Consider the following 24,967-nt stretch of genomic DNA (forward strand, 5'->3'; position numbering starts at 1 on the left):
GGAGGTCGGGGGAGGGGACGCCGGGGGAGTCAGAGGGGCTGGCCGGCGCGGACCCGCGCCGTCACCCGCCGCTCGGCGATGAACGACACGAACGGGATGACGCCGGCCAGCAGGACCAGGACGGTGCCCTTGCCGGTGAAGCGGGCCTTCAGGGCGAGGTCGAACGCGGTGACCAGGTAGACGATGTAGAGGAACCCGTGGACCGGCGAGACGATCTTGGAGACCTCCGGGATGCCGGCGGCGTACCGCAGCGGGATGGCCACCGCGACCAGGATCAACAGCATCACGCCGACCACGTAGGCCAGGACGCGGTAGCGCCCCAGGGCGGCGGCCACGCGGGGCGGGAGGGTGGTGGTGTCAGCGGCCACGGGGCTGCTCCTGTCCGAGTGCCTTGGCGTTCAGGTCGGCCAGGTAGGCGTTGTAGGCGGCCAGCTCCGGGTCGCCGGTGGTGTCGATGCGGGGCCGCTGGTAGAGGACGACGGCGTTGCCCGGCTCGTCGTCCGCGGGGTCGCGGTTCAGCTCGTCCTTGAGCATGCGCAGGTAGAAGCCCAGGCCCATGAAGCCGTAGAGCGGCCACTGCAGCGCATAGCTCCAGTTGACCGCGCCACCGCCGCCCTCGGCCTTGCCCAGCTGCCAGTTGCCCAGGAAGAACGTCGCCACGAACAGCGCCAGCACCAGCAGGTGCAGCAGCACCCACCGCACGGTCAGCAGGCGTGAGTACACGCGTCCGACTGTAGTCGGCGCCCCTGTGCGTGAGGCGCTGCGCGAAGGAGGTGCAGGGCACACCCCGACGGCCGGGCCGCCCGGGCGCCCGTCCGCCGTCCGGCTCCCGCAGCGGGCGCGGCCGGTGGTCCCGACGGCGCCCGCGGCCCCCGTCGGGCGGGCGTGCCGCCCAGCTGCCCGGGCGCTCGGTGGCGTGCCGGTGCGCGACCCGCCGGGGCCCCGCTCCCGCCCCGAGGACGACGGGCGGGGTCGGCTAGTCTCGGGGAGACTGTGGTCGGGGTGGGCAAGGTCTGTCGGGCAACCGAGGACACCCCGCCGGTGAGACCGCGTGGTGCCGCCACGCGGGGGATGAGGAGGCAGCGAGCAGTGGCTCGACGCAGCAAGCTGGCGAAGGTCGCCGGGCTCGGTCTCCTGGGTGCTCTGACGCTCAGCGGGTGTGACGTGCAGGGCAGTTGGCTCAGCTGGGGATGGCCCGAGGGCATCACCGACGAGGCCCACCGGATGCACTCGCTCTGGATCGGCTCCACCATCGCCGCCCTCGTGGTCGGCATCGCGGTCTGGGCGCTCATCGCCTACGCCGCGATCCGCTACCGCAAGCGCGGCGACGAGGTGCCGCGCCAGACGGCGTACAACCTCCCGCTGGAGATCGTCTACACGATCGTCCCGTTCCTGATCATCGCGGTGCTGTTCTTCTTCACCGTGAGCACGCAGAACCGGGTCATGCAGCGCAGCGCCAACCCGGACGTGACCATCGCGGTCAACGCCTTCAAGTGGAACTGGCAGTTCGTCTACCCGGACACGACCCAGGCCAACGGCGGCGCGCCGGTGTCCACGGTCGGGTCGAGCACCGAGGTCCCGATCCTGGTGGTCCCCACCGACGAGAAGATCCGGTTCGAGCTCGCCTCGGCCGACGTCATCCACTCGTTCTGGGTCCCCGAGTTCCTCTTCAAGCTCGACGTCATCCCGGGCAACGAGAACGGCCGCGACAACGTCTTCGAGGTGACCGTCCGCGAGGAGGGTGCCTTCGTGGGTCGCTGTGCCGAGCTGTGCGGCACGTACCACGCGTACATGAACTTCGAGGTCCGCTCGGTCAACGCGACCGACTACCAGGCCTACCTCGCTGCCCGTGAGAGCGGCCTGTCGACGCACGACGCGCTGGAGAGCATCGGCCAGCCCGGCAACGCGACGTCGACCCGTCCGCTGGACCTCAACCGCGAGCAGTCGTCAGCGGCCGCCTCGAATGACTGACCTCATCACCTCGCAGCACCAGGAGGAGCGGCCGTGAAGGTCGAAGCGCTCATCTTCAACATGATCACGGTATTCTGCCTCGTGGCCGCCCTCGTCTACGGGATCTGGTCCCGGGAGCCGATCGGCACCACGGCGCTGGCCCTCTCCGGTGGGCTCACCGCGCTGATCGGTGGCTTCTTCTGGTTCGTCAGCCGGCGCATCGACGCCCGGCCCGAGGACAGCAAGGACGCCGAGATTGCCGACGGCGCGGGCGAGCTGGGCTTCTTCAGCCCGGCGAGCTACTGGCCCTTCGGCCTGGCCCTCTCGGCCGCGCTGATGGGCCTGGCGCTGGCCTTCTACTACCCCTGGCTGATCCTCATCGCCGGCATCGCACTGCTGTGCACCGTCGGTGGTCTGCTCTTCGAGTACTACGTCGGGCAGAACGCGCACAGCTGAGCACCGCTCATCTCGTCCACGACGGGCCCCTCCCTCCGGGGAGGGGCCCGTCATGCGTCGAGGCCCCGTTCTGCAGCCGAGGTGCGCGGCTCCGTGGCCGCGGGCGAGCGCCATGAGCGCGGCAGGTGAGACCGCGGGGACAGTCCGCCGGCGGGACCGCTCGCCCGCGGGCGGCCGACGCCGGCCACCAGGCCGACGGGTGGAGCGCCGCGTGCCGGGTCGCGCACGGACGGGTCGGCCTCAGGCGTGGCCGGCTGACCAGGGTCAGGGCACGTCCGGGCGACCGTGGTGCACGTCAGCGTCGCTGGACCGGGGGAGCAGGTCCGGACCCGGCTCCGGTCAGGCGCCGACGGCGGCGCGGGCCTGACGGCTGACCTGGACCCACTGGTCCAGCTTCGCCGCGGCCCGGCCGTCGTCGACGGCCGCCGCGGCCCGCTCGAGGCCCGCCGCCAGCCCGTCGTGCAGCCGGCCGCCGTGGGGGTCGAAGGCGGCGAGGGCCGCAGCCGCGTTGAGCAGCACCGCGTCCCGCACCGGTCCCCGGTCGCCGGCCATCAGACGGCGCACCACCTCGGCGTTGACCTCCGGCCCGCCGCCGCGCAGCGCGCCGGCGTCTGCCACGGGCACCCCCAGGGCCGTGGGGTCCAACCGTTCGTGCACGACCTCGCCGTCACGGACCACCCACACGGCCGAGGTCGTGGTGGTGGTCAGCTCGTCGAGCCCGTCGTCGCCCCGGAACACCAGCGCGCGGGTGCCCCGGTCGGCCAGGACCTGCGCGAGCACCGGGGCCATCCGGGTGTCGGCGCAGCCGATGGCACCGGCCACCGGCCGGGCGGGGTTGGTCAGCGGCCCCAGGAAGTTGAAGACCGTGCCGATGCCCAGCTCGCGGCGGGGGCCCGCGGTGTGCCGCATCCCGGGGTGGAAGACCGGCGCGAAGAAGAAGCCGATGCCGGCGTGGCTCACGCAGTGGGCCACCGCGGGGGCCGGCAGGTCGATGACCACGCCGAGGGCCTCGAGCACGTCGGCGGTGCCCGACGCCGAGGACGCCGCACGGTTGCCGTGCTTGGCCACCGGCACGCCGGCCGCAGCGGTGACCAGCGCGGCCATGGTGGAGATGTTCACCGTCTGCGCACCGTCACCGCCGGTGCCCACGATGTCCACGCAGTCCACCGGCAACGGGACCGGCGTCGCCTGGTCCAGCATCGTGGCGGCCATGCCGGCGACCTCGTCCGGGGACTCGCCCTTGGCGCGCAGGGCGACGACGAAGCCCGCGACCTGCGCCGGGGTCGCCTCGCCGGTCATCACCTGGCGCATGGCCCAGCGGGTGTCCTCGGCGGAGAGGTCCTCCCGGCGGATCAACCGGTTGAGCAGCCCGGACCACGACGGGCGGAGATCGGCCACCGGGTCAGCGACGGGCGACGGGGCGCGCCGCGGCCCGCGCACGCAGCAGCCCGGCGACCACGTCGGCGGCGGTCAGTGGGTCGATCGGGTAGGCCAGCGTCGCGTCCGCCATCGACCAGTGCGCCAGCCAGCGGTCGGCCTGCCGGGCGATCAGGACGACGAGCTGGGGGCAGTCGGCGATCTCGTTGCGCAGCTGCCGGCTGATGCCCATGCCGCCGGTGGGCTGGGCCTCGCCGTCGAGCAGGCACAGGTCGATCCGGCCGGAGTCGACGGCGGCGACCACCTCGTCACCGGTGGCGCACTCCACGTACGTCACCGGGCCCACACCGGGAGCCGGGGAGGTGCCCAGCGCGGTGCGGACGGCGGCGCGGACCTCGGCCCGCTGGCTGAAGACCAGGACGGTGGCCGGTGCGGCGTCGACGCTCACGTGGCGGAGCCTAGCGGCCTTCCCGGCCCTGCGGTGCGGCCCGTCACCCACGTTCCGGTGGTGCACAACCGGCATGTCGCGCAGGACTCGCCACGCCCAGCCACCCCGCGTCGTGGGATGCCTGTCCCGATGCCATGATGGACCCGTGACAACGGCCCCCGTGGCGAGCAGCACCTTCGACACCTCGCGGGTGCACTCCCTGACTCGACCGAACATGGTCAGTGTCGGCACGATCGTCTGGCTCTCCAGTGAGCTGATGTTCTTCGCCGGCCTGTTCGCCATCTACTTCACGGCGCGTGCGCGCGGCCTGGAGGGTTGGCCTCCCGAGCCCACCGAGCTCGACGTCCCCTACGCGACGGTCTTCACGCTGATCCTGGTGGCCTCCTCGGTCACCTGTCAGTACGGGGTCTTCGCCGCGGAGATCGGGAACGTGTACGGGCTGCGGCGCTGGTTCACCATCACCTTCGTGATGGGCCTGGCGTTCGTCCTGGGCCAGGCCAACGAGTACCGCAACCTGATCCAGAACCACGACACGACGATCTCGTCCTCGACGTACGGGTCGGCGTTCTACCTGACCACCGGCTTCCACGCGTTGCACGTCATCGGCGGCCTCGTGGCCTTCGCCTTCGTGCTCATACGGTCCACCATGGGCCGATTCACGCCTGCCCAGGCGACCTCGGCCATCGTGGTGTCCTACTACTGGCACTTCGTCGACGTCGTGTGGGTCGGTCTGTTCATCACCATCTACCTGATCCAGTAGGGAACCGGGTGTCCACTCCCAACGCCTCATCCGCCGCGCCCGCCGAGGGCCGTCGCCGAGGGCTGCGTCTCCGCCCCGAAGCCGGCACCCCGGCTGCCGCTGCGCGTGACCGCCGCCGCTCCAAGCGTGGTCGCCGCCTGGCCAACGTGGCCGGCCTGATGGCTGCCCTGGTGCTGACCGGGGTGGGCTACTCCGCGCTCGCCCCCGGCGCCAGCGCCGCCGACGAATCGACCGGCAACGCGTCCAACGCCGTCGAGGCCGGCCGCGACATCTACACCCGCAGCTGCATCACCTGCCACGGCGCCAACCTGCAGGGCGTCACGGACCGCGGCCCGTCCCTCATCGGGGCGGGTGAGGCCGCCGTCTACTTCCAGGTGCACACCGGCCGCATGCCGCTGGTCCGCCAGGAGGCCCAGGCCGCCGAGCGCCCGCCGCTCTTCTCCGAGGAGGAGATCGACCAGCTGATGGCCTACGTGCAGGCCAACGGTGGCGGCCCGACGCTGCCCTCCGGCGACCTGCGCGACGGCGACCTGGCCGAGGGCGGCGAGCTCTTCCGGCTCAACTGCGCCCAGTGCCACAACTTCACCGGTCAGGGCGGCGCGCTGTCCTCGGGCAAGCGTGCCCCCTCGCTGGCCGAGGCCAACGACATGACCATCTACGCGGCCATGCTCCACGGCCCGGAGAACATGCCGGTGTTCGGTGACAACCAGCTGAGCCCGGACGAGAAGCGCTCGATCATCGACTACGTGCAGACCATGAAGAGCAGTGCCGACCCCGGTGGCTACGGCGCCGGCCGCGTCGGCCCGGTCGCCGAGGGCCTGGTCATCTGGGTCGCCGCCATCGGGGCCCTGCTGTTCGGGATCTTCTGGATGGGGACCAAGGCGTGACCACGACAGACCACCGCCCCGGTTCCGGCGGCGGCGCCGACGAGGCCGGGCAGCTGCACGGCGGCCCGGACGACGACTACTCGCCCGAGCAGCTCGCCGCGATGGACCGCACGGAGCTCGACCGGCTGGGCGCGCGGCTCGACGGTGTCGAGGTCCTGCACGTCGAGCCCGTCGCGCCCATCGGCTCGGCGCTGGACAAGAAGAACACCCGGCTGGTCACCGCCTGGTTCGGCCTGGCCGGCCTGTTCGCCCTGGCCTTCGTCGTGATCTTCCTCGGCTCGGGCTGGTTCCTGCCCGAGTGGGAGTGGCGGATCGAGAGCGGCACGTGGAGCTCGCTCTACACCCCGCTCCTGGGCGCCACCATGGGCGGCGCGCTGATCGCGGTCGGCGTCGCCCTGGTGCTCTACGTCAAGAAGCTCCTGCCGCACGAGACCGCCGTGCAGGACAAGCACGACGGCTCGCACTTCGACCGGGTCACCACCGGCGCGACGCTGATGGGCGGGCTGGACAACTCCGGCCTCCCGCGTCGCAAGCTGCTCGTCGGTGTCCTGGGCATGATGAGCCTGGCGTTCGGCGCGATGCTGGTGTCCCTGCTGGGTGGCTTCATCAAGAACCCCAACAAGGGCAACCCGCTGGGCACCACCCCGTGGGCCCAGGGCGTGCGGCTCGTCCGCGACGACGGCACCCCGGTCCGCCCGGGTGACCAGCAGCCCGGTTCGCTGGCCACCGTCTTCCCCGCCGTCGAGGGTGGCGACAAGGCCTACGACGCCGCGGTCATGCTGATCCGCCTCCGTCCGGAGCAGATCCAGTCGCTGCGGCCGGCCGCCGGTCGTGAGGACTTCGGGTCCGGCGACTACGTCGCCTACTCCAAGGTCTGCACCCACGCCGGCTGCCCAGTGTCGCTGTACGAGCAGGAGACCAGCCGGATCCTGTGCCCCTGCCACCAGTCGCAGTTCGACGTGACGCAGGGCGCCAAGCCGGTCTTCGGCCCGGCCACCCGTTCGCTCCCGCAGCTCCCGATCGCGGTCGACGAAGAGGGGTACTTTGTGGCACGAGGAGACTTCCCCGAGCCGATCGGGCCGTCGTTCTGGAACATTGGGAGGCTCAACTGATGGCCACCAGCACAGTGCCCGGCCCCGGGGCGCCCGCAACGCTCGTCGGTAAGGCGGCCTTCGAGGTCGACGACCGACTGATCGTCGCGGGTCCGGTCCGTCGCACGCTGAACAAGGTCTTCCCCGACCACTGGTCGTTCCTGCTGGGCGAGATCGCGCTGTACTCGTTCATCATGCTGCTGCTGTCTGGCACGTACCTGACGTTCTTCTACGACGCCTCCATGAAGGAGATCGTCTACGGCGGCTCCTACTCGGCGCTCCGTGGTGTGGAGATGTCGGCGGCGTACGAGTCGACGCTGGACATCTCCTTCGACGTCCGCGGCGGTCTGTTCATCCGGCAGCTGCACCACTGGGCGGCGCTGCTGTTCGTCGCCTCGATCGTGGTCCACCTGCTGCGCATCTTCTTCACCGGCGCGTACCGCCGGCCGCGCGAGACCAACTGGTTCATCGGTGTCGGTCTGCTGGTCCTGGCCATGCTCGAGGGCTTCGCCGGTTACACCCTCCCCGACGACCTGCTCTCCGGTACCGGGCTCCGCATCTTCTCCGCGGTGTTCCTCTCCATCCCGGTGATCGGCACGTGGATCTACTTCACCGTCTTCGGTGGGGACTTCCCCGGTGAGCTGATCATCGGACGGCTCTACATCCTGCACGTGCTGATCATCCCGGCGGTCCTGCTGGCGCTCATCGCGCTGCACCTGCTGATCCTGGTCAAGCAGAAGCACACCCAGTTCCCCGGCGCCGGACGCACCGAGCACAACGTGGTCGGCAACCGGCTCTTCCCGACGTTCGCCGCGAAGGCGACCGGGCTGTTGTTCATCGTGTTCGGTGTGCTCGCGGCCCTCGGTGGCCTGGTGCAGATCAACCCGATCTGGCAGATGGGTCCCTACAACCCGTCGCAGGTGTCCGCGGGCTCCCAGCCCGACTGGTACATCGGCTTCGTCGACGGTGGCTCGCGCATCATGCCGCCGTGGGAGATCGACCTGTGGGGCTACCACATCCCGCCGGTCCTCTGGGGCGCCCTCGGCATCCCCGGCATCATGTTCTCGCTGCTGGCGTTCTACCCGATCATCGAGCGCAAGCTCACCGGTGACACCGCCAGCCACCACCTGCTCCAGCGTCCGCGTGACACGCCGGTCCGCACCTCGCTGGGCGTTATGGCGATCACCGCCTACCTGGTGCTCTTCATCTCCGGTGGCAACGACGTCGTGGCCGACAAGTTCGACATCAGCCTCAACGCCATGACGTGGGCCGGTCGCATCGGCTTCCTGGTGCTGCCCCCCATCGCCTACTGGGCGACCTACCGGCTGTGCCTGGGCCTCGAGCAGCACGACCGCGAGGTGCTCGAGCACGGCATCGAGACCGGTGTCATCCGCCGGCTGCCCAGCGGTGAGTTCATCGAGGTCCACCAGCCCCTGGGGCCGGTCGACGAGCACGGCCACGGCATGCTCGCCTACGGCGGTGCTTCGGTGCCCAAGAAGATGAACCAGGTCGGTGGCGCCCGCCGCGCGATCCGGGGCTTCTTCAAGCCGATCGAGGAGCCTGCCGCCGTGCAGCGCGAGGCCGAGCAGGAGGCCCGCGGCCTCGAGTCCGAGCAGGCGCACCGCCAGCTCACCGGCTCGGGTCGTCCCTCCGAGGGCGGTCGCCCGTCCGAGGGCGGTCGTCCCTCTGAGGGCGGGAAGCCCCAGCAGGAGCCCCGCGCCTGACCGAACGGCACACGCACCACACAGCAGGGGCCCCGGCGGCATCGTCCGCCGGGGCCCCTGCTGCGTTGCACCCCGAGGCCGGTCCGCAGTCGGCCCTCCGGCTCGCCATGCAGTGGCCAGCTCCGGGAGGGCCGCCGGAAGCACGGTGGCCCAGCGACCAGACCGTCCCGTGGCCAGTGCCCGGGTGGACCGGTAGGTGTCTCGCGGCTGCGGACGAGGCACGATCGGCTGAACGAGCGGGTGGGTCAGCTCCAGGAGCTGCCCGGAGCCCATGGGAGCGGCGGATCACCTCCAGGGGCTGCGGAGCGCCCACTGGGACGCCGCAACGCCATCGGCTCAGCCTCCCGATGCCGCTCTGGACGCCTGTCACCCGTGCCGCGGTCGTGAGGGTGCCCGGACCGCCCCGACCCCGTGCGCCGACGATGGCGGCGCTGCCCGTCGAGTCCAGGGCGGTCTCCGCCCCGGGCGTGCGGCGTTCGGGCGTACGTCAGTCGGCGGACTCGAAGCCGATCGAGAACGCCGCGTCCAGGTCGTGCCGGGAGTAGGCGCGGAAGGCGATGTGGGTGTCGGTGTCCAGGACGCCGGGCACCTTGTTGATGCGCCCGGCGATCACCTGGGCGATCTCCTCGAACTCGTGCACCCGGACCAGAGCGACCAGGTCGACCCCGCCGGCCACGGAGTACACCTCGCTGACGCCGGGCAGGGCCGCGATCGCCTCGGCGACCTCGGCGATCGAGTCGGTGGCGGCATCGATCATCACGATGGCGGTGATCACGTCGGGGATGCTAGCCCGGTGCCCGACCGTCCGCGTCGTCCTGGCGTGCGGCCGTCGGGCCGGGGACGGGACCGCCGGCCCGACTCGGCGGGCCGGCCCGTCGACACCCGGTCGGGCTGGGCGCGGGTGCCCAGGGAGCGGTTGTCGGCGAACGGGTCGCGCTCGGCCCGACCGGCCTCGACCAGGGCCAGGAACCCGCTGTAGTCCCCGGTGCCCGGCGTGCGGCTGGCGAGGGTGCCGGTGACGTCGACCAGCCGGGTCCCCGGCTTCTCCATCCAGCGCAGCACGAGCTCGGTCTCCTCGACGGACGCGGCCAGTTCTCCCTCGGCCGCCGTGGTGGTCTCCGCGGTGGACCGCAGGTCGGCCAGGTACCCGCGGACCGACCGTCCGCGCTCGGCCACCCCGGCCGCCACGAGCCGGCCGTTGCGCACCACCGACAACTGCCACCCGCCCTCGCCGTCAGGGCGGGCCAGCACCAGCTCGGCGACCGCGGCCAGGGAGGCGAGCCGCTGGCGGCGGCGGACCGCACGCACCAGGACGGCAGCCCGGTCGCGGAGCTCGGCGGCGTCCTCGTAGCGGCCCTCGACGCCGAGTCGTTCGACCCGCTCCAGGAGGGGGGCGATGATGCCCCGGGGGTCGTGCTCGACGGCGGCGGTGAAGACCTCGGCCACCGAGGCGTACTCCTCACGGCTCTGCGCGCCGGTGCACGGCGCCCCGCAGCGCCCCATGCCGGCGAGTGCGCACGCGCTGCCGAGCACCGTGAGCGACAGCCGGCCGCTGCACTGGCGCAGCGGCAGCGACTCGTGCACCGCCGCGATCGCGGCCTCGGCCGCCCGGCGGTCGGGGAACGGGCCGAGGAAGGAGCCGTCGCCGGGGCGTTCCCGGCGGACCACCGACAGGCGCGGGAAGGGCTCATCGGTCAGCCGGACCCACAGGGCGCGCTCGGGGAAGCGGGACCGCTTGTTGTAGCGGGGTTTGTGCTCGGCGATCAACCGCAGCTCCCGGACGGCGGCCTCGAGGTCGTGGGCGCAGGGCAGCGCCTCGATCCGCTCGGCGATCGTGATCATCTCGGTCATCCGGCTGCGCTGTTCGCCGGCCGAGAAGTAGCTGCGCACCCGGGTGCGGAGGTCGCCGGAGGTGCCCACGTACAGCGGCTCGTCGCCGGGGCCGCGGAAGACGTAGACGCCGGGGCCGTGCGGCACGTGCTCGGCCAGGTGGCGCTTGCGCCGGCGCCGGGGGTCGACCTGACGGGTCAGCCCCGAGAGCTCCTCCAGCGAGGTGATGCCCAGCGGCCCCAGGCGCTCGAAGAGCCCGTGCAGCACGTCCACGGTGGCCCGGGCGTCGTCCAGGGCCCGGTGGGTGGGCTGGGTGGTGGCGGAGAAGAAGGGCGCGAGGGTGCCCAGCTTGCAGTTGGGCACCTCGTCGCGGGTGAGCAGCCGCCGGGCCAGGACGGCGGTGTCGACCGAGCCGAACGCCGGCCACGGCACGCCGTTCTCCTCGCAGGCGGCGCGCAGGAACCCGAGGTCGAAGGGGGCGTTGTGGGCGACGAGCACCGCACCCCGGGCGAACTCCAGGAAGCCGGGGAGCACGGCCCCGATGCGTGGCGCCGCGGCCACCATCATCGTGGTGATCCCGGTGAGCACGCTGATGTAGGGCGGGATCGCGTGGCCGGGGTCGACCAGGGTCTGGAACTCCCCGAGCACCTGACCACCGCGGACCTTGACCGCGCCGATCTCGGTGATCGCGCTGTCCTTGGGGGAGCCGCCCGTGGTCTCCAGGTCGACGACGACGAAGGTGACGCCGGCCAACGCGGTGCCGAGGTCGTCGATCGTCGCCTGCTGGTAGCGGGGCCGACCGGGGGCGGTGACGTCGTCGGCCGCCGCGCCGTGGACCGGCAGGGCCACCTGCTGCCACCCCGTCCGGACGGGCGGGGCCCCGGGTGTGTCCGGCGGGGACGGTGGGACAGGGGGGAACAGCACGCACCGGACGCTAGGTCGGGTGTCCGACAGTTCCGTGCAGCCCACGCCGTCCGGGCCGGACCGTTCCCGCTCGGCCCGGCTGTCCGGCCGGAACTGTCGGTGCCCCTCCCTAACGTCCGCGCTGTCCGGACCAGGAGAGAGAAGGAGAGCCGCCGTGCTCATCGACTGCGACACCTGCACCGTCCGCGGCGTCGGCTGCGACGACTGCGTCGTGACCGTCCTGCTGGGGGCACCCCCGGGGTGGCGGGGGAGCGACCCCGCCGTCGTGCCGCTGAGCCGTCGCCGCCCGGACGCCGGGCCCGAGACCGTGCCGGCCGAGGTGGGCGGTGCCCTGGCCGCCGGCGACGCGCCCGGCCGCGCTGCCACCGGGGGTGACGTGGCTCGCGTTGACGAACCCGGCGACGACCCGTGGTCGCTCGTCGAGTTGGACGAGGTCGAGCAGGAGGCGGTCCGCGCGTTGGCAGAGTTCGGCCTGGTTCCGCCGTTGCGTCATCAGGATGCGTTCATCCGGGGCCGCCGGCACGTGAGCTGACAAATCGCAGGACTGTAATTCGTCAGCTCTGCGCTCCAGTTGGGTGTTTGACGGGGCTTCATCTCGATCCGGTCACGGCCGTAGGTTCGTCGTGTCCGTACGAGAGGTCGTCACCACTGAGGGTGACCTCGGCCGGACACCGCCTGACCGTCGGCCCGTGACCCGGGCCGGTGACCGGGAGCCGCTGCAGCACCGGGTGGCCCCGACCGGGTCCGCACCGCACCGAACACCGCGTCGTCCAGGACGCGCGACGGGGTGGCGGACCCACCCGGCGGTCGACCCGTAGGAACGGAGCACCGCCGCCCGTGGCCAGCCCTCACTCCCGAGTCCGGCCCGTCCAGGTGCCGGTGCCCACCGGCAGCACCACCGGACGGCGTCCCGCGGGGCGCCGGGGCAGTCGGCTGGCGGCCTCCGGGCTCCTGGCAGGTGTCGCGGCGAGCCTGACGCTGGCCCTGCTGCCGGCGAGCGCGGCCGCCGCACCCGCCGAGCCGGTCACCCAGGCCACCAGCCCCGAGGAGGCGACCCGGCTCGTCGCCGACGCCGACCACCAGCTCGAGGTGGTCGCCGAGGGGCTCAACGACGCCCGGGAGACGCTGGCGCAGCAGCAGGCGGCCGCCGACGCCGCCGGGAGGACGGTCGCCGACACGCAGGCCCAGCTGGCCGCCCTCGACGAGCAGATGCGCCGGATCGCCCGCGGTGCCTTCACCGGGGAGAACCTCTCCCGGTTCAACGCCCTGATGACCAGCGGTTCGGCCGACGAGTTCCTGTCCCAGGTCACCACGCTGGACGCGATCGCCGGCCACACCGACCAGGTGATCACCCAGGTGTCCGCCGCCGCCACCGCGGCTCAGCAGGCCCGCGCGGCCGCCGAGGCCGCCGCCGCCACCGCCCAGCAGACCCTCGCCGACGCCACCGCCCGCCAGGAGGAGCTCACCGCCCGGGCCGCCGACTACCGCCAGCAGTTCGCGGCGCTGTCCGCCGCCCAGCAGCAGGAGGTCCTGGTCGAGCGGGCCGGTCCGGTGCTCGAGCCCCCGGCCAGGGTGGCCGCCGTCGTCGCCGCCGCCCCGACCGCCGCCGCCGGTCCCGCGCAGACCGCCTCCGCCGACGCGCAGACCGCCCCGTCGGGCTCCGCACAGGCCGCCTCCACCGACGCCGTGCAGACCGCGCTGGACACCGCGATGGCCCAGCTCGGTGACCCCTACGTGTGGTCCGCCGCCGGCCCGGACGCCTTCGACTGCTCCGGGCTGACCCAGTACGCCTATGCAGCGGCGGGCATCGCACTGCCGCACTCCAGCCGAGCCCAGTCCACGATGGGCACCCCCGTCGACCGGTCCGCTCTCCAGCCCGGCGACCTGGTCTTCTTCTACAGCCCGGTCAGCCACGTGGGCATGTACATCGGCAACGGCCAGATGGTGCACGCCTCCACGTCCGGTCGGCCGGTGATCGTCTCCTCGGTGGACATGAAGGGCTACGTCGGCGCCCGCCGCCTGGTCGGCTGAGCCCCGTCGAGAGCGGGGAGGGCACAGGTGGGCTGCCTAAGCTCGCCGCTGTGTGCACGCTGACCTGCCCGGGCGCCGCCGGATGAGCACTGCAGTCGCGGCGCAGCCCACCACCCGCCGCCTGGCCCTGCTGGTCGCCGCGGTGCTGGGGCTGGCGCTGGCGGTCGTGATCGTCGTCGTCACCCCGTGGCACCTGCTGCCCACCCCGCCCGGGGGCCGCACCCCGGTCGATCCGGCCGCGGCGTTCACCCCCGAGCAGGCCGCCCGCGCCGAGGCGTTCGCCGGCGCGCTCCGGCCGGCGTCGCTGGCCTCGCTGCTGCTGGGGCTGGTCGTGTCGGGGCTGTTCGGACTGACCCAGGCCGGCTCCGCCACCGCCCGCGCCGTGGCCCGGCCGCTGGGCGGTGGCTGGCCCTGGCGGGTGCTGCTGGGCACGCTCGTGATCCTGGTGGTCGGCCGGCTGGCCACCCTGCCGCTGGCCGCCTACGCCGAGGTGGTGCGGCACCGCTACGGGCTGTCCACCCGCGGGTGGGGGCTGTGGGCCCGCGACGTGGCCACCTCGACCGGCATCAACGCCGGACTCACCGCCCTGGGCCTGCTCGTGCTCGTCGGCCTCGCCCGGCGAGCGCCGCGCACCTGGTGGGCCTGGGCGGGTGGCGGTGCCGCCGCGCTGGTGGTCATCGGGTCCTTCCTCTACCCGCTGCTCATCGAGCCGGCGTTCAACCGCTTCGAGCCGATGCCGGCCGGCCCGCTGCGCACCGAGCTGCTCGCGCTGGCCGACCGCAGCGGCACCCCCGTCGAGGACGTCCTGGTCGCCGACGCCAGCCGCCGCACGACCGCGCTGAACGCCTACGTCTCCGGCTTCGGCTCGACCCGGCGGATCGTCGTCTACGACACCCTGCTGGAGCAGGTGCCCGACGAGCAGATCGTGTCCATCGCCGCCCACGAGCTGGGTCACGTGGCCAACGACGACGTCCTCACCGGCACGTTGATCGGCGCGCTCGGCGCTGGTGCGGGGACGGCGCTGCTGGGCTGGCTGCTCAGCTCCACCCCGCTGCTGCGGCGGGCGGGGGCGAGCGGCCCCGGTGACGGTCAGGTCGTCGGCCTGCTCCTCCTGCTGCTGGCCCTGGGCACGCTGGTGTCCACGCCGGTGCAGAACCTGGTCTCCCGGCACATCGAGGCCCGCGCCGACCTGCACGCCCTGGACCTCACCGGCGACCCGGCGTCCTTCATCGCGGTGCAGCGCGCGCTGGGCTCGGCCAACATCAACGACCCCGACCCGCCGGCGGCCTGGCAGTGGTGGTTCGGCAGCCACCCGACGACGGCGCAGCGGATCGCCTTCGCCCAGGACTGGACGGCGGTGCACGGCGGGTGAGCCGCACCCTGGTCGTCACCAACGACTTCCCGCCGCGGCAGGGCGGCATCCAGACGTTCGTCGCCGCGCTGCTGGACACCCGGCCGCCGGAGTCGCTGGTGGTGCTGGCGTCGGACCACCCCGGCTCGGCCGCGTACGACGCCGCGCTGCCCTACGAGGTCGTCCGGATGCCCACCTCGATGCTGCTGCCGACCCCTGGCGCCGCCCGGGCCGCCGCCCGGCTGGCACGCGAGCGTGACTGCTCCACGGTGTTCTTCGGCGCCGCCGCACCGCTGGGTCTGCTCGCCCCGGCACTGCGCCGCGCCGGGGTCCAGCGCCTGGTCGGGGCCACCCACGGGCACGAGACCGGCTGGGTGGCGCTGCCCGGCGCCCGGCAGGCGATGCGCCGGATCGCCGGCGGCCTGGACACGGTCACCTACATCAGCGACTTCACGCGGTCCCGGCTCGCCCCGGCGCTGGGTGACCGCACCGAGCTGGTGCAGCTGTCACCCGGGGTGGACGTCGACCGGTTCGCACCCGGCGTCGACGGCGCCGCGGTGCGCGCCCGGTACGGACTCGGGGACGCCCCGGTCGTGGTCTGCGTGTCCCGGCTGGTGCCGCGGAAGGGCCAGGACGTGCTCGTCGCCGGGTGGGCCGACGTCCTCGCCCGGCACCCGCGCGCCCGGCTGCTGCTGGTGGGCGGCGGTCCGCTGGAGCCGGCGCTGCGCCGCACGGTGGCCGCCCGCGGCCTGGAGCACTCCGTCGTCCTCACCGGGGGCGTGCCGGCCGGGGAGCTGCCGGAGCACTACGCCGCCGGCGACGTCTTCGCCATGCCCTGCCGCACCCGCCGGGGCGGGCTGGACGTCGAGGGCCTGGGCATGGTCTTCCTCGAGGCCGCCGCCTGCGGGCGGCCGGTGGTCGCCGGCACCTCCGGCGGGGCGCCGGAGACCGTCGTCGAGGGCGTCACCGGGCACGTGGTCGACCCGCGCTCGCCCGCGGCGGTGGCCGCCGTGCTGGCCGACCTGCTCGACGACCCGGACCGGGCGCGCGCCATGGGCGTGGCCGGCCGGGCCTGGGTGGAGCAGCACTGGTCCTGGACGACGATCGCCGGCACCTTCGCCGCCGTCCTCGACGCCTGAGGGACGACGGGCCCCACTGCCCGCCCCTCGCGAGCTCGCGGCGGGACCCGGCAGTGGGGCCGACGTCACCGGCGTGAGCTGGTGGCCTCCGTCGCGTACAGGGCCTCGACCTCGTCGCCGTACTGCTTCATCACCACGGCCCGCTTGAGCTTCATGCTCGGGGTCAGCGTGCCGTTGGCCTCGGTGAAGTCCTCGCCGAGCACCCGGATCTTCTTGATCGCCTCGGCGTGGGAGACCGCCTTGTTGGCCTCGGCGACGGCCCGGTCGAGCTCGGCCAGCAGCTCGGGGTCCTCCCGCAGCTGGTCGGCGGTCAGAGCGGGGTCCTTGCCCACGCTCTTCAGCCAGGCCGGCAGCGCCTCGGGGTCGAGGGTGACCAGTGCGCCGATGAAGGGCCGCTGGTCTCCGACCACGATGCACTGGCTGACCAGCTTGTGGGCGCGCAGCCGGTCCTCCAGCACCGCGGGGGCGACGTTCTTGCCCGCAGCCGTCACCAGGATCTCCTTCTTGCGGCCGGTGATGGTCAGGAAGCCCTGGGCGTCGAGCTCGCCGAGGTCACCGGTGCGGAACCAGCCGTCGGCGTCGATCGCCTCGGCGGTGGCCTGCTCGTTGCGCCAGTACCCGCGCATCACGATGCCGCCGCGCACGAGCACCTCGCCGTCCTCGGCGATCATCGTGTCGACGCCGGGCAGCGGCCGCCCGACGGTGCCGATGCGCAGCGCCGCGTCGTGGTTGACCGCGGCGGCGGCGGTGGTCTCGGTGAGCCCGTAGCCCTCGAAGACGGTGACGCCCAGCCCGCGGTAGAAGTGGCCCAGCCGGGCACCGAGCGGGGCGCCACCGGAGATCGCGGCGTGGCAGCGGCCGCCCAGCGCCGCGCGCAGCCGGCCGTAGACGAGCCGGTCGAACAGCGCGTGCTGGACGCGGAGGGCGAGGCCGGGGCCGCCGGTGTCCTGGGCGCGGGACCAGTCGATGGCCACCTGCGCCGCCCGGTCGAAGACCTTCCCCTTCCCGCCGGCCTCGGCGGTGGCCTTCGCGGTGTTGTAGACCTTCTCGAACACCCGGGGGACGGCGAGGACGAAGGTCGGGGAGAACCGGCCGAGGTCGCCGACCAGGTCCTTGACGTCGGGGGTGTGACCGAGCACCACGCGGTTGTCGATGCCGCCGACCTGCAGAACCCGGGCCAGCACGTGCGCCAGCGGGATGAACAGCAGCAGCGAGCCGCCGGCGTTGAGGTGGCCGGACAGCAGGCTGATGCCGTTGCGGACCTCGAAGAGGAAGTTCGCGTGGGTGAGCTCGCAGCCCTTGGGCCGCCCGGTGGTGCCGCTGGTGTAGATCAGCGTGGCCAGGCTCGCCGAGCCCAGCGTCGCCCGGCGCTCGGCCAGGACGCTGTCGGGCACGTCGGCGCCGGCGGTGGTGAGGGTGTCCAGGGCGCCCTCGTCGATGACCCAGAGGGCGTCGAGCTCGGGCACCTCGCCGCGGATGGACTCGACCACGCCCGCGTGTGCGGCGGACTCCACGACGATGGCGCGGGCGCCGGAGTCGGCGAGCACCCAGGCGACCTGGTCGGGGCTGGAGGTCTCGTAGACCGGGACGACGACCGCACCGGCGGTCCAGATCGCGTAGTCCAGGACCGTCCACTCGTAGCGGGTGCGGGCCAGCAGGGCGACGCGGTCACCGGCCTGCACGCCACCGGCGACCAGGCCCTTGGCGACGCCGGCGACCTCGGCGGCGAACTGCGCGTACGTGACGTCGGTCCACTGCCCGTCGTGCTGCCGCCGCAGCCCGACGTCGTCGGGGTGCTCGGCCGCGTTCCGGGTGACCATGTCGGTCAGTGCCTCGTCGGGGCCCACGGTGGCGGTGGGGGGAACGCTCAGCTCGCGCACGCCGGTCCTCTCTGTCCCGCCCTGCCGGGAGCTCCGTCGCACCCGGCCCGGACGTGGGTCGACCCCCAATCTAGTCCGGCGGCGCGCCCGGGCAGCAGGCCAGCGACCCCCCGAACGGGCGGGAGGCCCCGGTCAGCGGCCAGGGGGGACGTACGGAGCGACTACCCTCCGGCCCATGGCCGACCAGTCCACGCAGTCGATCGTCGTCGAGGCCCCCGCGGCCGACGTCATGGCCGTGATCGCCGACTTCCCGGCCTACCCCGCGTGGGTGTCCGCGGCCAAGCAGGTCGAGGTGCTGGAGACCGGCCCCGACGGCCGGGCCTCGCGCGTGCACTTCGCGCTGGACGCCGGCGCGTTCACCGACGACTACGTCCTGGCCTACACCTGGGACGGCGACCACCGCGTCGACTGGACGCTGGTGCAGGGCCAGATGCAGAAGCAGCAGGACGGCTCGTACTCCCTCGTCGAGTCCGGCGGGTCCACGACCGTCACCTACTCGATCACGATCGACCTCTCGATCCCGATGCTCGGGCTGATCAAGCGCAAGGCGGAGAAGGTCATCCTGGACACCGCGCTCAAGGAGCTCAAGAAGCGCGTCGAGGGCTGATGGGAGCCGTGCAGGTCCTCCTCGTCACCGGCCCGGGTGGGGCCGGCAGCTCCACCGTCGCCGCCGCCACCGCGCTGCAGCGGGCCGCCGGCGGCGCGCGGGTCGTGCTCCTCACCACCCGGCCGCCCGCGGTGCCCGGCCTCGCCGACGCGGTGACCGTCGACGTCGTCGCCCCGCTGCCGGCGCTGGAGACCCTGTGGGCGCAGCACGCCGACCAGGTGGCCGCCGCGGTCCCGGTGCTCACAGTGCCGCCGGCGACGTCCGTGGTGCCCGTCCCCGGTGTGGCCGCGTTCGCCCTGCTGGCCGCCCTCGCCGGGCACGCCCAGTCCGGGGACGTCGACGTCGTGGTCGTGGACGCCGGCCCGCTGCCGGACGCGAGCGCCCTGCTGGCCCTGCCCGGCGCCCTGCGCTGGTGGCTGGGCCAGCTCGCCCCGACCCGGCTGCGGGTGCTGGCCACCCTGCGCGCCGCCGCGACGCCCGGCCGGCCCGGTGCTGCCGCGGGCCTGCTCGCCGCTGCCGCCGCCGTCGAGGAGCTGCTGGACGCCGTGCCGCTGGCCGACCCGGCCCGCACGTCGGTGCACCTGGTGCTGCGGCCCGAGCCCGCCGCCGCCGACCACCTGCAGCACACCGCCGCGGCGCTGGCGGTGCTCGGCCAGCGGATCGCGTCAGCGACCGTGGCCCGCGTGCTGCCGGCCGGGGCGGGGGAGTGGTGGGCAGCCCGCGCCGCCGCCCAGCACGACGCCCTCGTCCGGGTCCGCGCGCTGCACGCGCCGGTGGCCGAGGTCGCCGAGTCCGCGCTCGCGCCGGCCACCGTCGCCGACCTGCTGGCCCTCGACGCCGCCGTCCCGGAGACCGTGCACGGCCCGTCGGCGCCGCCGGCCTCCCGGCGCACGGCGGAGGGCTGGACCCTCGACGTGCCGCTGCCGCACGCCCGCCGCGGCGAGGTCGAGCTGACCCGCTGGGCCGACGACCTGGTGGTCACCGCCTCCGGGGTGCGCCGGTCGATCCCGCTGGACGCGCTGCTGCGGCGCTGCACCGTGGTGTCCGGTCACCTCACCGCCCCCGGCAGCGAGCAGGCCACCCTGGAGGTCCGCTTCGCCCCCGACCCGGCCCAGTGGCCGGCCGGGCTGCTGTCCGCCACCACCCTCAGCGAGCGGAGCCCCGCGTGACCACCCCCGGACCCGACTGGGTCGAGCAGGCCCGCCGGTTCGCCGCGGGGCTGGCCGCCGAGCACACCGCCGGCACGTCGCTGTCCGACGTCCTCGGTGGGCTGCTCGGCCCCGCTCCCTCCGCGGAGGGCGCGGCCGCCGACCACTCGGCGGAGTGCCGCTGGTGCCCGCTGTGCACCGGGCTGGCCGCGCTGCGCGGCCGCCGTCCCGACCTGCTCGAGGCCCTGGCCGACGTGCTCACCTCCGCGGCGACGACGCTGCGGGCCCAGGCCGGCACGCAGGGCACCCACCCCGGCGGCAGCGACGCCGCAGCCCCTGACCCCACCGCGTCCGAACCCGACGCGACCGCCCCTCCGGAGACGACCGTGCCCCACCCTGCCCCCGTCCAGCGGATCGACGTCGCGTGAGCGCCGCGGACCCCACCGTGAGCGCCCTGCCGTACGGCTGCGCCGAGGACGCCGCGGCGCTGCCCGCACTCGGCATCGACATCGGTGGCACCAAGGTCGCCGGCGGCGTCGTGCTGCCCGACGGCACGATCACCGACACCGCCCGCCGCCCCACGCCCGGCAAGTCGGTGTCGGCCACCGAGGACGCGATCGCCGCGGTCGTCGACGAGCTGGCCGAGCGGCACGGCGGGCCGCTGGTCGGCGTGGGCGTCGGCGCCGCCGGCTGGTTCGACCGCACCGGTGACACCGTGCTGTTCAGCCCGCACCTGGCCTGGCGCAACCAGCCGCTGCGCAAGGAGCTGGCCGACCGGCTCGGGCGCCCCCTGTGGGTGGGCAACGACGCCGACGCCGCAGCCTGGGCCGAGTACCGCTACGGCGCCGCCCGCGGCAGCAGCCTGATGCTCATGATCACGCTGGGCACCGGCATCGGCGGCGGCATGGTCATCGACGGCCGGCTCCAGCGGGGCGCCCACGGCGTGGCAGGGGAGTACGGCCACATGCGGGTCGTGCCCGACGGCCGGCTCTGCGCCTGTGGCAACCGGGGCTGCTGGGAGCAGTACGCCAGCGGCAACGCCCTGGGCACCACCGCCCGCGAGGTCGCGCACTCCTCGCCGGCCGCCGCCGCGCACCTGCTGGACCGCGTGGACGGCGACCCGGACCGGCTGACCGGTGAGGACGTCGCCCGGGCCGCGGCCGACGGCGACCCGCTGGCCGGTGAGCTGCTGGCCGAGGTGGGCACCTGGCTCGGGCAGGGGATCGCGGACCTGTCCGCCGTCCTGGACCCCGAGGTCGTCGTCATCGGTGGCGGCGTGAGCGTGCTCGGCGAGACGGTGCTCGGCCCGGCCCGGCAGCGCCTCGAGCGGGCGCTGCCCGGCCGGGGCTTCCGGCCCGGCCCGCGCATCGTCGCCGCCGAGCTCGGCGCCCAGGCCGGCCTGGTCGGCGCGGCCGACCTGGTCCGCCGCGCCGTGTGCGAGGGCGTCTCCTAGGAGAAGGACCCCTTGCCCCGGCCCCGTCCCGAGGCTCGTCCCGAGCGTGCGAGGGATGAGGAGGACGGGGTCCTCCCACTCGCGGCGGGACCCTGCACGGGGGCCTAGACGACGGCGCCGTCGTCGCCGTCGTCGGTCGAGCGGTCGCGCATCCGGGAGACCAGCACCCCGACACCGCCGATCAGTGCACCGACGCCCAGCACCAGCCCGGTGTCGACGGACAGCCCGAGCCGGCCCGGCGCGATGATCAGCGCCGCGCCGACCAGGATCAGGATCAGCGCGTAGAGCGACGCGGGCGCCAGCACCGGCAGCGGCGGGGGCGGCGGCGGCTCGAAGTGCTCATCGGGCAGGTCGAGCACCGAGCGCTCGGCCGGCGGCGGGGGCGGGTCCTCGCGGGGCGGGCCAGCGGCCGGGGTGGGCCCGTGCTCGGCCTCGAACGCGGCCACGATCGCGGCGAAGGCGGCGTCGTCGGCGACCGGGTCGCGCGCGGGCACCGGCGGCGGGGAGGCCGGCACCGTCGGCCCGCCGTGCTCGGCGAGCACCGCGGCGGCCTCGGTGCGCCGGGCCCTGTCGACGAACAGCCGGTCCGACGGCGGGCTGGGCAGCGAGACACCCCGGGTGTAGGGGTCGACGTCGGTGGAGGGCTCCAGGTAGGCGGCGATCCCCGCCGCGGCCAGGACGTCGAGCAGGTGCTCACCGACCCGCGGGTCGACGTCGCGCAGCGGGTGCCACAGGACGGCGTCCAGGCCGTTGTCGCGGCGGCCGCGACCGCGGCGGGGGAGCGTCACGCCGTCGTCCCGCGGGCGGCGAGGACGCGGTCGCGGATCCAGGCCACGGACCGGGCGAAGACCAGCGGGGCGTCGTTGTCGAGGGTGGCCACGTGGTAGCTGTCGTGCAGCAGCACCTCGGTGGTGTCGGTGCTGCCGGCCCGTTCCAGCAGCAGCCGGGTCGAGGCCGGCTCCACCACGTGGTCGGTGACGCTGCGGAAGACGAGCAGCGGGGCGCGCACCGCCCCCAGGTCCGCCCGCACCGCCGTCCACAGCCGGCTCAGCGCCACCGCGGCCCGGGTGGGCAGCCGCGGGTAGGCGAGCTCGGTGACGCCGGGCTTCTTGACGTCCCCGCCGATGGCGGCCCACACCGGGGTGACCCGGGCCAGCAGCGGCAGCAGCCGGGCGTCGCGCCGCTCGGTGAGCAGCGAGGGGTTGACCAGCACCAGCCCCGCCACGTCGTCCGGGCGCCGTTCGGCCAGCCGCAGCGCCAGCGTGCCGCCCATCGACAGGCCGGCCACGACCACGGCGTCGCACCGGGTCAGCAGGTCGTCGAGGGCGGCCGACAGCGCGCCGTACCAGTCGTCCTCGGTGGTGGCGTTGGCGTCCTGCCAGCGGGTGCCGTGCCCGGGCAGCAGCGGGCAGACGACGGTGAACCCGGCCCCGGCCAGGTGCTCGCCCCAGGCGCGCACGCCCTGCGGGGTGCCGGTGAAACCGTGGCAGAGCAGCACCCCGACCGGCCCACCCGGCAGGTCGAACGGCTCCGCGCCGGGCATCACCGGTGTGGCCTGCGGCATCGGTCCTCCGGGGGCGGCTCGGGGTGGGGCGGCTGGGGCACGATGGCCCCGGACGGCTCGCCGATTGTCGGACGGCTGCGTGCCTCCCTAGTCTGACAGTCGCTGAGGGAGGCGCGTTGTTCTACTGGTTCCTCAAGTTCGTGGCCGTGGGGCCGATCGTCAAGCTCGTGCTGCGGCCGACCGCCGAGGGCACCGGGCACGTTCCGGTCAAGGGTGCGGCGATCATCGCGAGCAACCACCTGTCCGCCTCCGACTGGGTGTTCATGCCGCTGTCGCTGCGCCGGCGGGTCACCTTCCTGGCCAAGGCCGAGTACTTCACCGGTCACGGGGTCAAGGGAGCCGCCCAGCGCGCCTTCTTCGCCGGCAGCGGCCAGGTGGCGATCGACCGCACCAACGCCAGCGCCGCCGAGGACGCGATCCGCACCGGCATGCGCATCCTGAACGAGGGGAAGCTGCTGGGCATCTACCCCGAGGGCACCCGCTCGCCCGACGGCCGGCTGTTCCGCGGCAAGACGGGGGTGGCCCGGATGACCCTGGAGACCGGCGCCCCCGTCGTCCCGGTCGCGATGGTCTACCGGCCCCGCCGGGTGCCGCTGCCGGGCCGGGCCGGGCGCGTGCTGGGCAGCGTCTTCGCCCGGGTCACCGTGCGCTTCGGGGAGCCGCTGGACTTCTCCCGCTACGCCGGGCTCAGCGGTGACCGGTTCGTCGAGCGGTCGATCACCGACGAGATCATGTACGAGATCATGGAGCTGTCCGGCCAGGAGTACGTCGACCTGTACGGCGCCAAGGTGAAGAAGTCGATGGACACCACCGGCGCCTCGGCCGCCGACGCCGTCGGCCGGCTCCAGCCGCGGCCGCACCAGGCCACCGACCGCCTCCCGGACTCCCTCGCCGGCTGACCGGCGTCAGACCGGGGTGGTGGTCGCCTGGTCGGTCGTGCCGTGCAGGGCGACGGCGGCCTTCTCCCGCCGCCGGTCCAGCCGGGCCATCACCGGGGTGGCGGCGATGCCGTGGACGACGACCGAGCCCAGCACGACCAGCACCGTGACCCGCCACAGCTGCTCCGCCCCGGTGAACTCGGCCTTGTCCAGCGCGTAGGCCAGGTAGTACAGCGAGCCGATCCCGCGGACGCCGAAGAAGCTGATGACCGCGCGCTCACGCCGTCCCGTCTTGCCCCTGGCCAGCCCCAGCCACCCGGTCAGCGGCCGGACGACGAAGAGCACCAGCACGGCCAGGGCGACCTCGGCCCAGGTGACGTCGGCCAGTGCGCCGCGGGCGACCGCACCGCCCAGCAGCACCAGCAGGACCATGGTCAGCAGGCGCTCCACCTGCTCGACGTAGGTGTGCAGCGTCTTGTGCTGGCCGTGCGCCCGCTCGGCGGCCCGGATGGTGCAGGCGCACACGAAGACCGCCACGAAGCCGTAGCCCTCGGCGAGCTCGGTCACCCCGTAGGCGAGGAACACCGTGGCCAGCGCGACGAAGCCCTCGGCCCGCTCGGCCAGACCGGCCTCCTGCGAGCGGGTGGAGAAGAACAGCAGCCGCAGCACCCAGCCGACGGCGATCCCGACGGCCACCCCGGCGGCCAGCCGCCACAGCACGTCCAGCAGCAGCCAGTCGACCAGCCACTCCGACGGCGCGGCGCCGACGGTGGCCATGGCGATCGCGGCGTAGGTGAACGGGAACGCCAGCCCGTCGTTGAGCCCGGCCTCCGCGGTGAGGGCGAAGCGGGCCTCGTCCTCGCTCTCGATGTCCTCGGTGGGCTCGCCGACCTGCACCTCGGTGGCCAGCACCGGGTCGGTGGGCGCCAGCACTGCGGCCAGCAGGACGGCCGCGGCGGCACCCAGGCCGAGCAGCCAGCCGCCCAGCAGCGCGGTCGCCACGATGGTCAGCGGCATGGTGATCGCCAGCAGCCGCCACGTCGTCGCCCAGCGGTGCCACCCCAGCGGCCGGTCCAGGGCGAGCCCGGCGCCCAGCAGCGAGACGATCACGCAGGCCTCGGTCAGGTGCACCGCGATGGCCGAGTGCTCCATCGGGTCGGGGTCGGGCAGTCCGCTGACCAGCGCGAACACGACCACGCCGATGGCCACGACCACCATCGGCACGGAGACGGGCAGCCGCCGCAGCAGCCGGGGCAGCAGGGCGGCCAGGAGCGCCGCGGCGCCGGCCAGGGCGTAGGTCGAGCCGGTGGGGTCCACGCCGATCAGCTCTCGGGGGACGGGGTGGGCGGCAGTGCGTCGTCCTGGCTCATCGCCCACCAGGATGCCTGCCCGCCGCCGTCCCGGCCCACCGTGGCCGCCGTCGCGCGGTGATCACCCCGGGCTGGTGGCGGTCACCGGGGTGCGGTGAC

25 protein-coding genes are annotated in these 24,967 nt (G+C 74.1%); 15 read left to right on the plus strand and 10 right to left on the minus strand.

The genetic code is table 11. The features are described 5' to 3' along the window. Positions 1-29: 29 nt before the first annotated feature. Together KUM42_RS18265 and KUM42_RS18270 are read right to left on the minus strand one after the other, a co-directional pair. On the minus strand, positions 30-368 hold the full coding sequence (locus KUM42_RS18265; RefSeq protein ID WP_237493942.1) for a DUF3817 domain-containing protein: 339 nt from the start codon (positions 366-368) through the stop codon (positions 30-32). After that, a complete protein-coding gene (locus KUM42_RS18270) occupies positions 358-723 on the minus strand; it encodes a metalloprotease (RefSeq protein WP_237493943.1) in 366 nt (121 codons plus the stop codon). Before KUM42_RS18270 ends, KUM42_RS18265 begins: the two co-directional genes overlap by 11 nt. Before the next feature lie 366 nt (positions 724-1,089). Here KUM42_RS18270 and coxB point away from each other — a divergent pair, with 366 nt between their 5' ends. Both coxB and KUM42_RS18280 read left to right on the plus strand, forming a co-directional pair. Beyond that, entirely contained in the window at positions 1,090-1,971 is an 882-nt protein-coding gene (coxB, locus tag KUM42_RS18275) for a cytochrome c oxidase subunit II (protein ID WP_237493944.1), read from the plus strand. A 33-nt stretch (positions 1,972-2,004) separates the two neighbouring features. Beyond that, on the plus strand, positions 2,005-2,406 hold the full coding sequence (locus KUM42_RS18280) for a cytochrome c oxidase subunit 4 (RefSeq protein ID WP_237493945.1): 402 nt from the start codon (positions 2,005-2,007) through the stop codon (positions 2,404-2,406). Positions 2,407-2,745: 339 nt separating this feature from the next. On the opposite strand, the gene trpD is transcribed toward KUM42_RS18280, so the two are convergent. Then, positions 2,746-3,804: an anthranilate phosphoribosyltransferase gene (gene trpD, locus KUM42_RS18285; protein WP_237493946.1), complete on the minus strand. Its 1,059-nt coding sequence runs from the start codon at positions 3,802-3,804 to the stop codon at positions 2,746-2,748. Positions 3,805-3,808: 4 nt separating this feature from the next. After that, on the minus strand, positions 3,809-4,231 hold the full coding sequence (locus tag KUM42_RS18290; RefSeq protein ID WP_237493947.1) for a hypothetical protein: 423 nt from the start codon (positions 4,229-4,231) through the stop codon (positions 3,809-3,811). Positions 4,232-4,376: 145 nt separating this feature from the next. On the opposite strand from KUM42_RS18290, the gene KUM42_RS18295 reads away from it, so the two are divergent. From KUM42_RS18295 to KUM42_RS18310, 4 genes are all read left to right on the plus strand, one after another. Next, positions 4,377-4,991 (plus strand): heme-copper oxidase subunit III, encoded by a 615-nt coding sequence (locus KUM42_RS18295; RefSeq protein WP_370629320.1) that lies wholly within the window; start codon positions 4,377-4,379, stop codon positions 4,989-4,991. Positions 4,992-5,149: 158 nt separating this feature from the next. Further along, positions 5,150-5,878: a c-type cytochrome gene (locus KUM42_RS18300; RefSeq protein ID WP_237493948.1), complete on the plus strand. Its 729-nt coding sequence runs from the start codon at positions 5,150-5,152 to the stop codon at positions 5,876-5,878. Continuing rightward, on the plus strand, positions 5,875-6,990 hold the full coding sequence (locus tag KUM42_RS18305; RefSeq protein ID WP_237493949.1) for a ubiquinol-cytochrome c reductase iron-sulfur subunit: 1,116 nt from the start codon (positions 5,875-5,877) through the stop codon (positions 6,988-6,990). The genes KUM42_RS18300 and KUM42_RS18305 overlap by 4 nt, the downstream gene beginning before the upstream one ends. Beyond that, positions 6,990-8,693 (plus strand): cytochrome bc complex cytochrome b subunit, encoded by a 1,704-nt coding sequence (locus KUM42_RS18310; protein ID WP_237493950.1) that lies wholly within the window; start codon positions 6,990-6,992, stop codon positions 8,691-8,693. Before KUM42_RS18305 ends, KUM42_RS18310 begins: the two co-directional genes overlap by 1 nt. A 487-nt stretch (positions 8,694-9,180) precedes the next feature. Here the strand turns inward: KUM42_RS18310 and KUM42_RS18315 are convergent, their stop codons facing one another. Both KUM42_RS18315 and KUM42_RS18320 read right to left on the minus strand, forming a co-directional pair. After that, positions 9,181-9,468, minus strand: coding sequence for an Lrp/AsnC ligand binding domain-containing protein (locus tag KUM42_RS18315; protein ID WP_237493951.1), 288 nt, complete (start codon positions 9,466-9,468; stop codon positions 9,181-9,183). Then, complete coding sequence (locus KUM42_RS18320) at positions 9,465-11,372, minus strand: DEDD exonuclease domain-containing protein (RefSeq protein ID WP_237493952.1); 1,908 nt, start codon at positions 11,370-11,372, stop codon at positions 9,465-9,467. Before KUM42_RS18320 ends, KUM42_RS18315 begins: the two co-directional genes overlap by 4 nt. A 286-nt stretch (positions 11,373-11,658) precedes the next feature. On the opposite strand from KUM42_RS18320, the gene KUM42_RS18325 reads away from it, so the two are divergent. The 4 genes from KUM42_RS18325 to KUM42_RS18340 all read left to right on the plus strand — a co-directional run bounded on the left by KUM42_RS18325 (position 11,659) and on the right by KUM42_RS18340 (position 15,968). Then, positions 11,659-11,979, plus strand: coding sequence for a hypothetical protein (locus KUM42_RS18325; RefSeq protein WP_237496701.1), 321 nt, complete (start codon positions 11,659-11,661; stop codon positions 11,977-11,979). Between the two features lie 347 nt (positions 11,980-12,326). Further along, complete coding sequence (locus KUM42_RS20195) at positions 12,327-13,478, plus strand: C40 family peptidase (protein ID WP_255557518.1); 1,152 nt, start codon at positions 12,327-12,329, stop codon at positions 13,476-13,478. A gap of 82 nt (positions 13,479-13,560) precedes the next feature. After that, the gene (locus KUM42_RS18335; RefSeq protein ID WP_237493953.1) at positions 13,561-14,850 is read left to right on the plus strand and encodes a M48 family metallopeptidase; all 1,290 of its coding nucleotides are present in this window, start codon (positions 13,561-13,563) and stop codon (positions 14,848-14,850) included. Then, positions 14,847-15,968: a glycosyltransferase family 4 protein gene (locus KUM42_RS18340; RefSeq protein WP_237493954.1), complete on the plus strand. Its 1,122-nt coding sequence runs from the start codon at positions 14,847-14,849 to the stop codon at positions 15,966-15,968. Before KUM42_RS18335 ends, KUM42_RS18340 begins: the two co-directional genes overlap by 4 nt. A gap of 65 nt (positions 15,969-16,033) precedes the next feature. Here KUM42_RS18340 and KUM42_RS18345 read toward each other — a convergent pair whose 3' ends face one another. After that, on the minus strand, positions 16,034-17,848 hold the full coding sequence (locus tag KUM42_RS18345) for a long-chain fatty acid--CoA ligase (RefSeq protein WP_237493955.1): 1,815 nt from the start codon (positions 17,846-17,848) through the stop codon (positions 16,034-16,036). 175 nt (positions 17,849-18,023) lie between these two features. Between KUM42_RS18345 and KUM42_RS18350 the strand changes: the two genes are divergently transcribed. From KUM42_RS18350 to KUM42_RS18365, 4 genes are read left to right on the plus strand one after another with little or no spacing between them, the layout of a single operon-like run. Next, complete coding sequence (locus KUM42_RS18350; protein WP_237493956.1) at positions 18,024-18,455, plus strand: SRPBCC family protein; 432 nt, start codon at positions 18,024-18,026, stop codon at positions 18,453-18,455. Continuing rightward, positions 18,455-19,624: an ArsA-related P-loop ATPase gene (locus KUM42_RS18355; RefSeq protein WP_237493957.1), complete on the plus strand. Its 1,170-nt coding sequence runs from the start codon at positions 18,455-18,457 to the stop codon at positions 19,622-19,624. Before KUM42_RS18350 ends, KUM42_RS18355 begins: the two co-directional genes overlap by 1 nt. Then, entirely contained in the window at positions 19,621-20,031 is a 411-nt protein-coding gene (locus tag KUM42_RS18360; RefSeq protein ID WP_237493958.1) for a hypothetical protein, read from the plus strand. The genes KUM42_RS18355 and KUM42_RS18360 overlap by 4 nt, the downstream gene beginning before the upstream one ends. 17 nt (positions 20,032-20,048) lie before the next feature. Further along, entirely contained in the window at positions 20,049-21,056 is a 1,008-nt protein-coding gene (locus KUM42_RS18365) for an ROK family glucokinase (RefSeq protein ID WP_237493959.1), read from the plus strand. A gap of 104 nt (positions 21,057-21,160) precedes the next feature. Here the strand turns inward: KUM42_RS18365 and KUM42_RS18370 are convergent, their stop codons facing one another. After that, a complete protein-coding gene (locus tag KUM42_RS18370) occupies positions 21,161-21,844 on the minus strand; it encodes a hypothetical protein (protein ID WP_237493960.1) in 684 nt (227 codons plus the stop codon). Then, complete coding sequence (locus KUM42_RS18375; RefSeq protein WP_237493961.1) at positions 21,841-22,620, minus strand: carboxylesterase; 780 nt, start codon at positions 22,618-22,620, stop codon at positions 21,841-21,843. The genes KUM42_RS18370 and KUM42_RS18375 overlap by 4 nt, the downstream gene beginning before the upstream one ends. A gap of 116 nt (positions 22,621-22,736) precedes the next feature. Between KUM42_RS18375 and KUM42_RS18380 the strand changes: the two genes are divergently transcribed. Continuing rightward, positions 22,737-23,519: a 1-acyl-sn-glycerol-3-phosphate acyltransferase gene (locus KUM42_RS18380; protein ID WP_237493962.1), complete on the plus strand. Its 783-nt coding sequence runs from the start codon at positions 22,737-22,739 to the stop codon at positions 23,517-23,519. Between the two features lie 6 nt (positions 23,520-23,525). Here the strand turns inward: KUM42_RS18380 and KUM42_RS18385 are convergent, their stop codons facing one another. Further along, positions 23,526-24,815 (minus strand): sodium:proton antiporter, encoded by a 1,290-nt coding sequence (locus KUM42_RS18385; protein WP_237493963.1) that lies wholly within the window; start codon positions 24,813-24,815, stop codon positions 23,526-23,528. Positions 24,816-24,967 lie beyond the last annotated feature (152 nt).

This window comes from Modestobacter sp. L9-4, assembly GCF_019112525.1.
Classification (GTDB): Bacteria; Actinomycetota; Actinomycetes; order Mycobacteriales; family Geodermatophilaceae; genus Modestobacter.

What these genes read in the sequence shown, in the direction of transcription:
- KUM42_RS18300 (WP_237493948.1), top strand. Translation starts at nt 5,150, where the DNA reads ATGGCTGCCCTGGTGCTGACCGGGGTGGGCTACTCCGCGCTCGCCCCC.
- KUM42_RS18310 (WP_237493950.1), top strand. Translation starts at nt 6,990, where the DNA reads ATGGCCACCAGCACAGTGCCCGGCCCCGGGGCGCCCGCAACGCTCGTC.
- KUM42_RS18335 (WP_237493953.1), top strand. Translation starts at nt 13,561, where the DNA reads ATGAGCACTGCAGTCGCGGCGCAGCCCACCACCCGCCGCCTGGCCCTG.
- KUM42_RS18350 (WP_237493956.1), top strand. Translation starts at nt 18,024, where the DNA reads ATGGCCGACCAGTCCACGCAGTCGATCGTCGTCGAGGCCCCCGCGGCC.
- KUM42_RS18355 (WP_237493957.1), top strand. Translation starts at nt 18,455, where the DNA reads ATGGGAGCCGTGCAGGTCCTCCTCGTCACCGGCCCGGGTGGGGCCGGC.
- KUM42_RS18375 (WP_237493961.1), bottom strand. Translation starts at nt 22,620, where the DNA reads ATGCCGCAGGCCACACCGGTGATGCCCGGCGCGGAGCCGTTCGACCTG.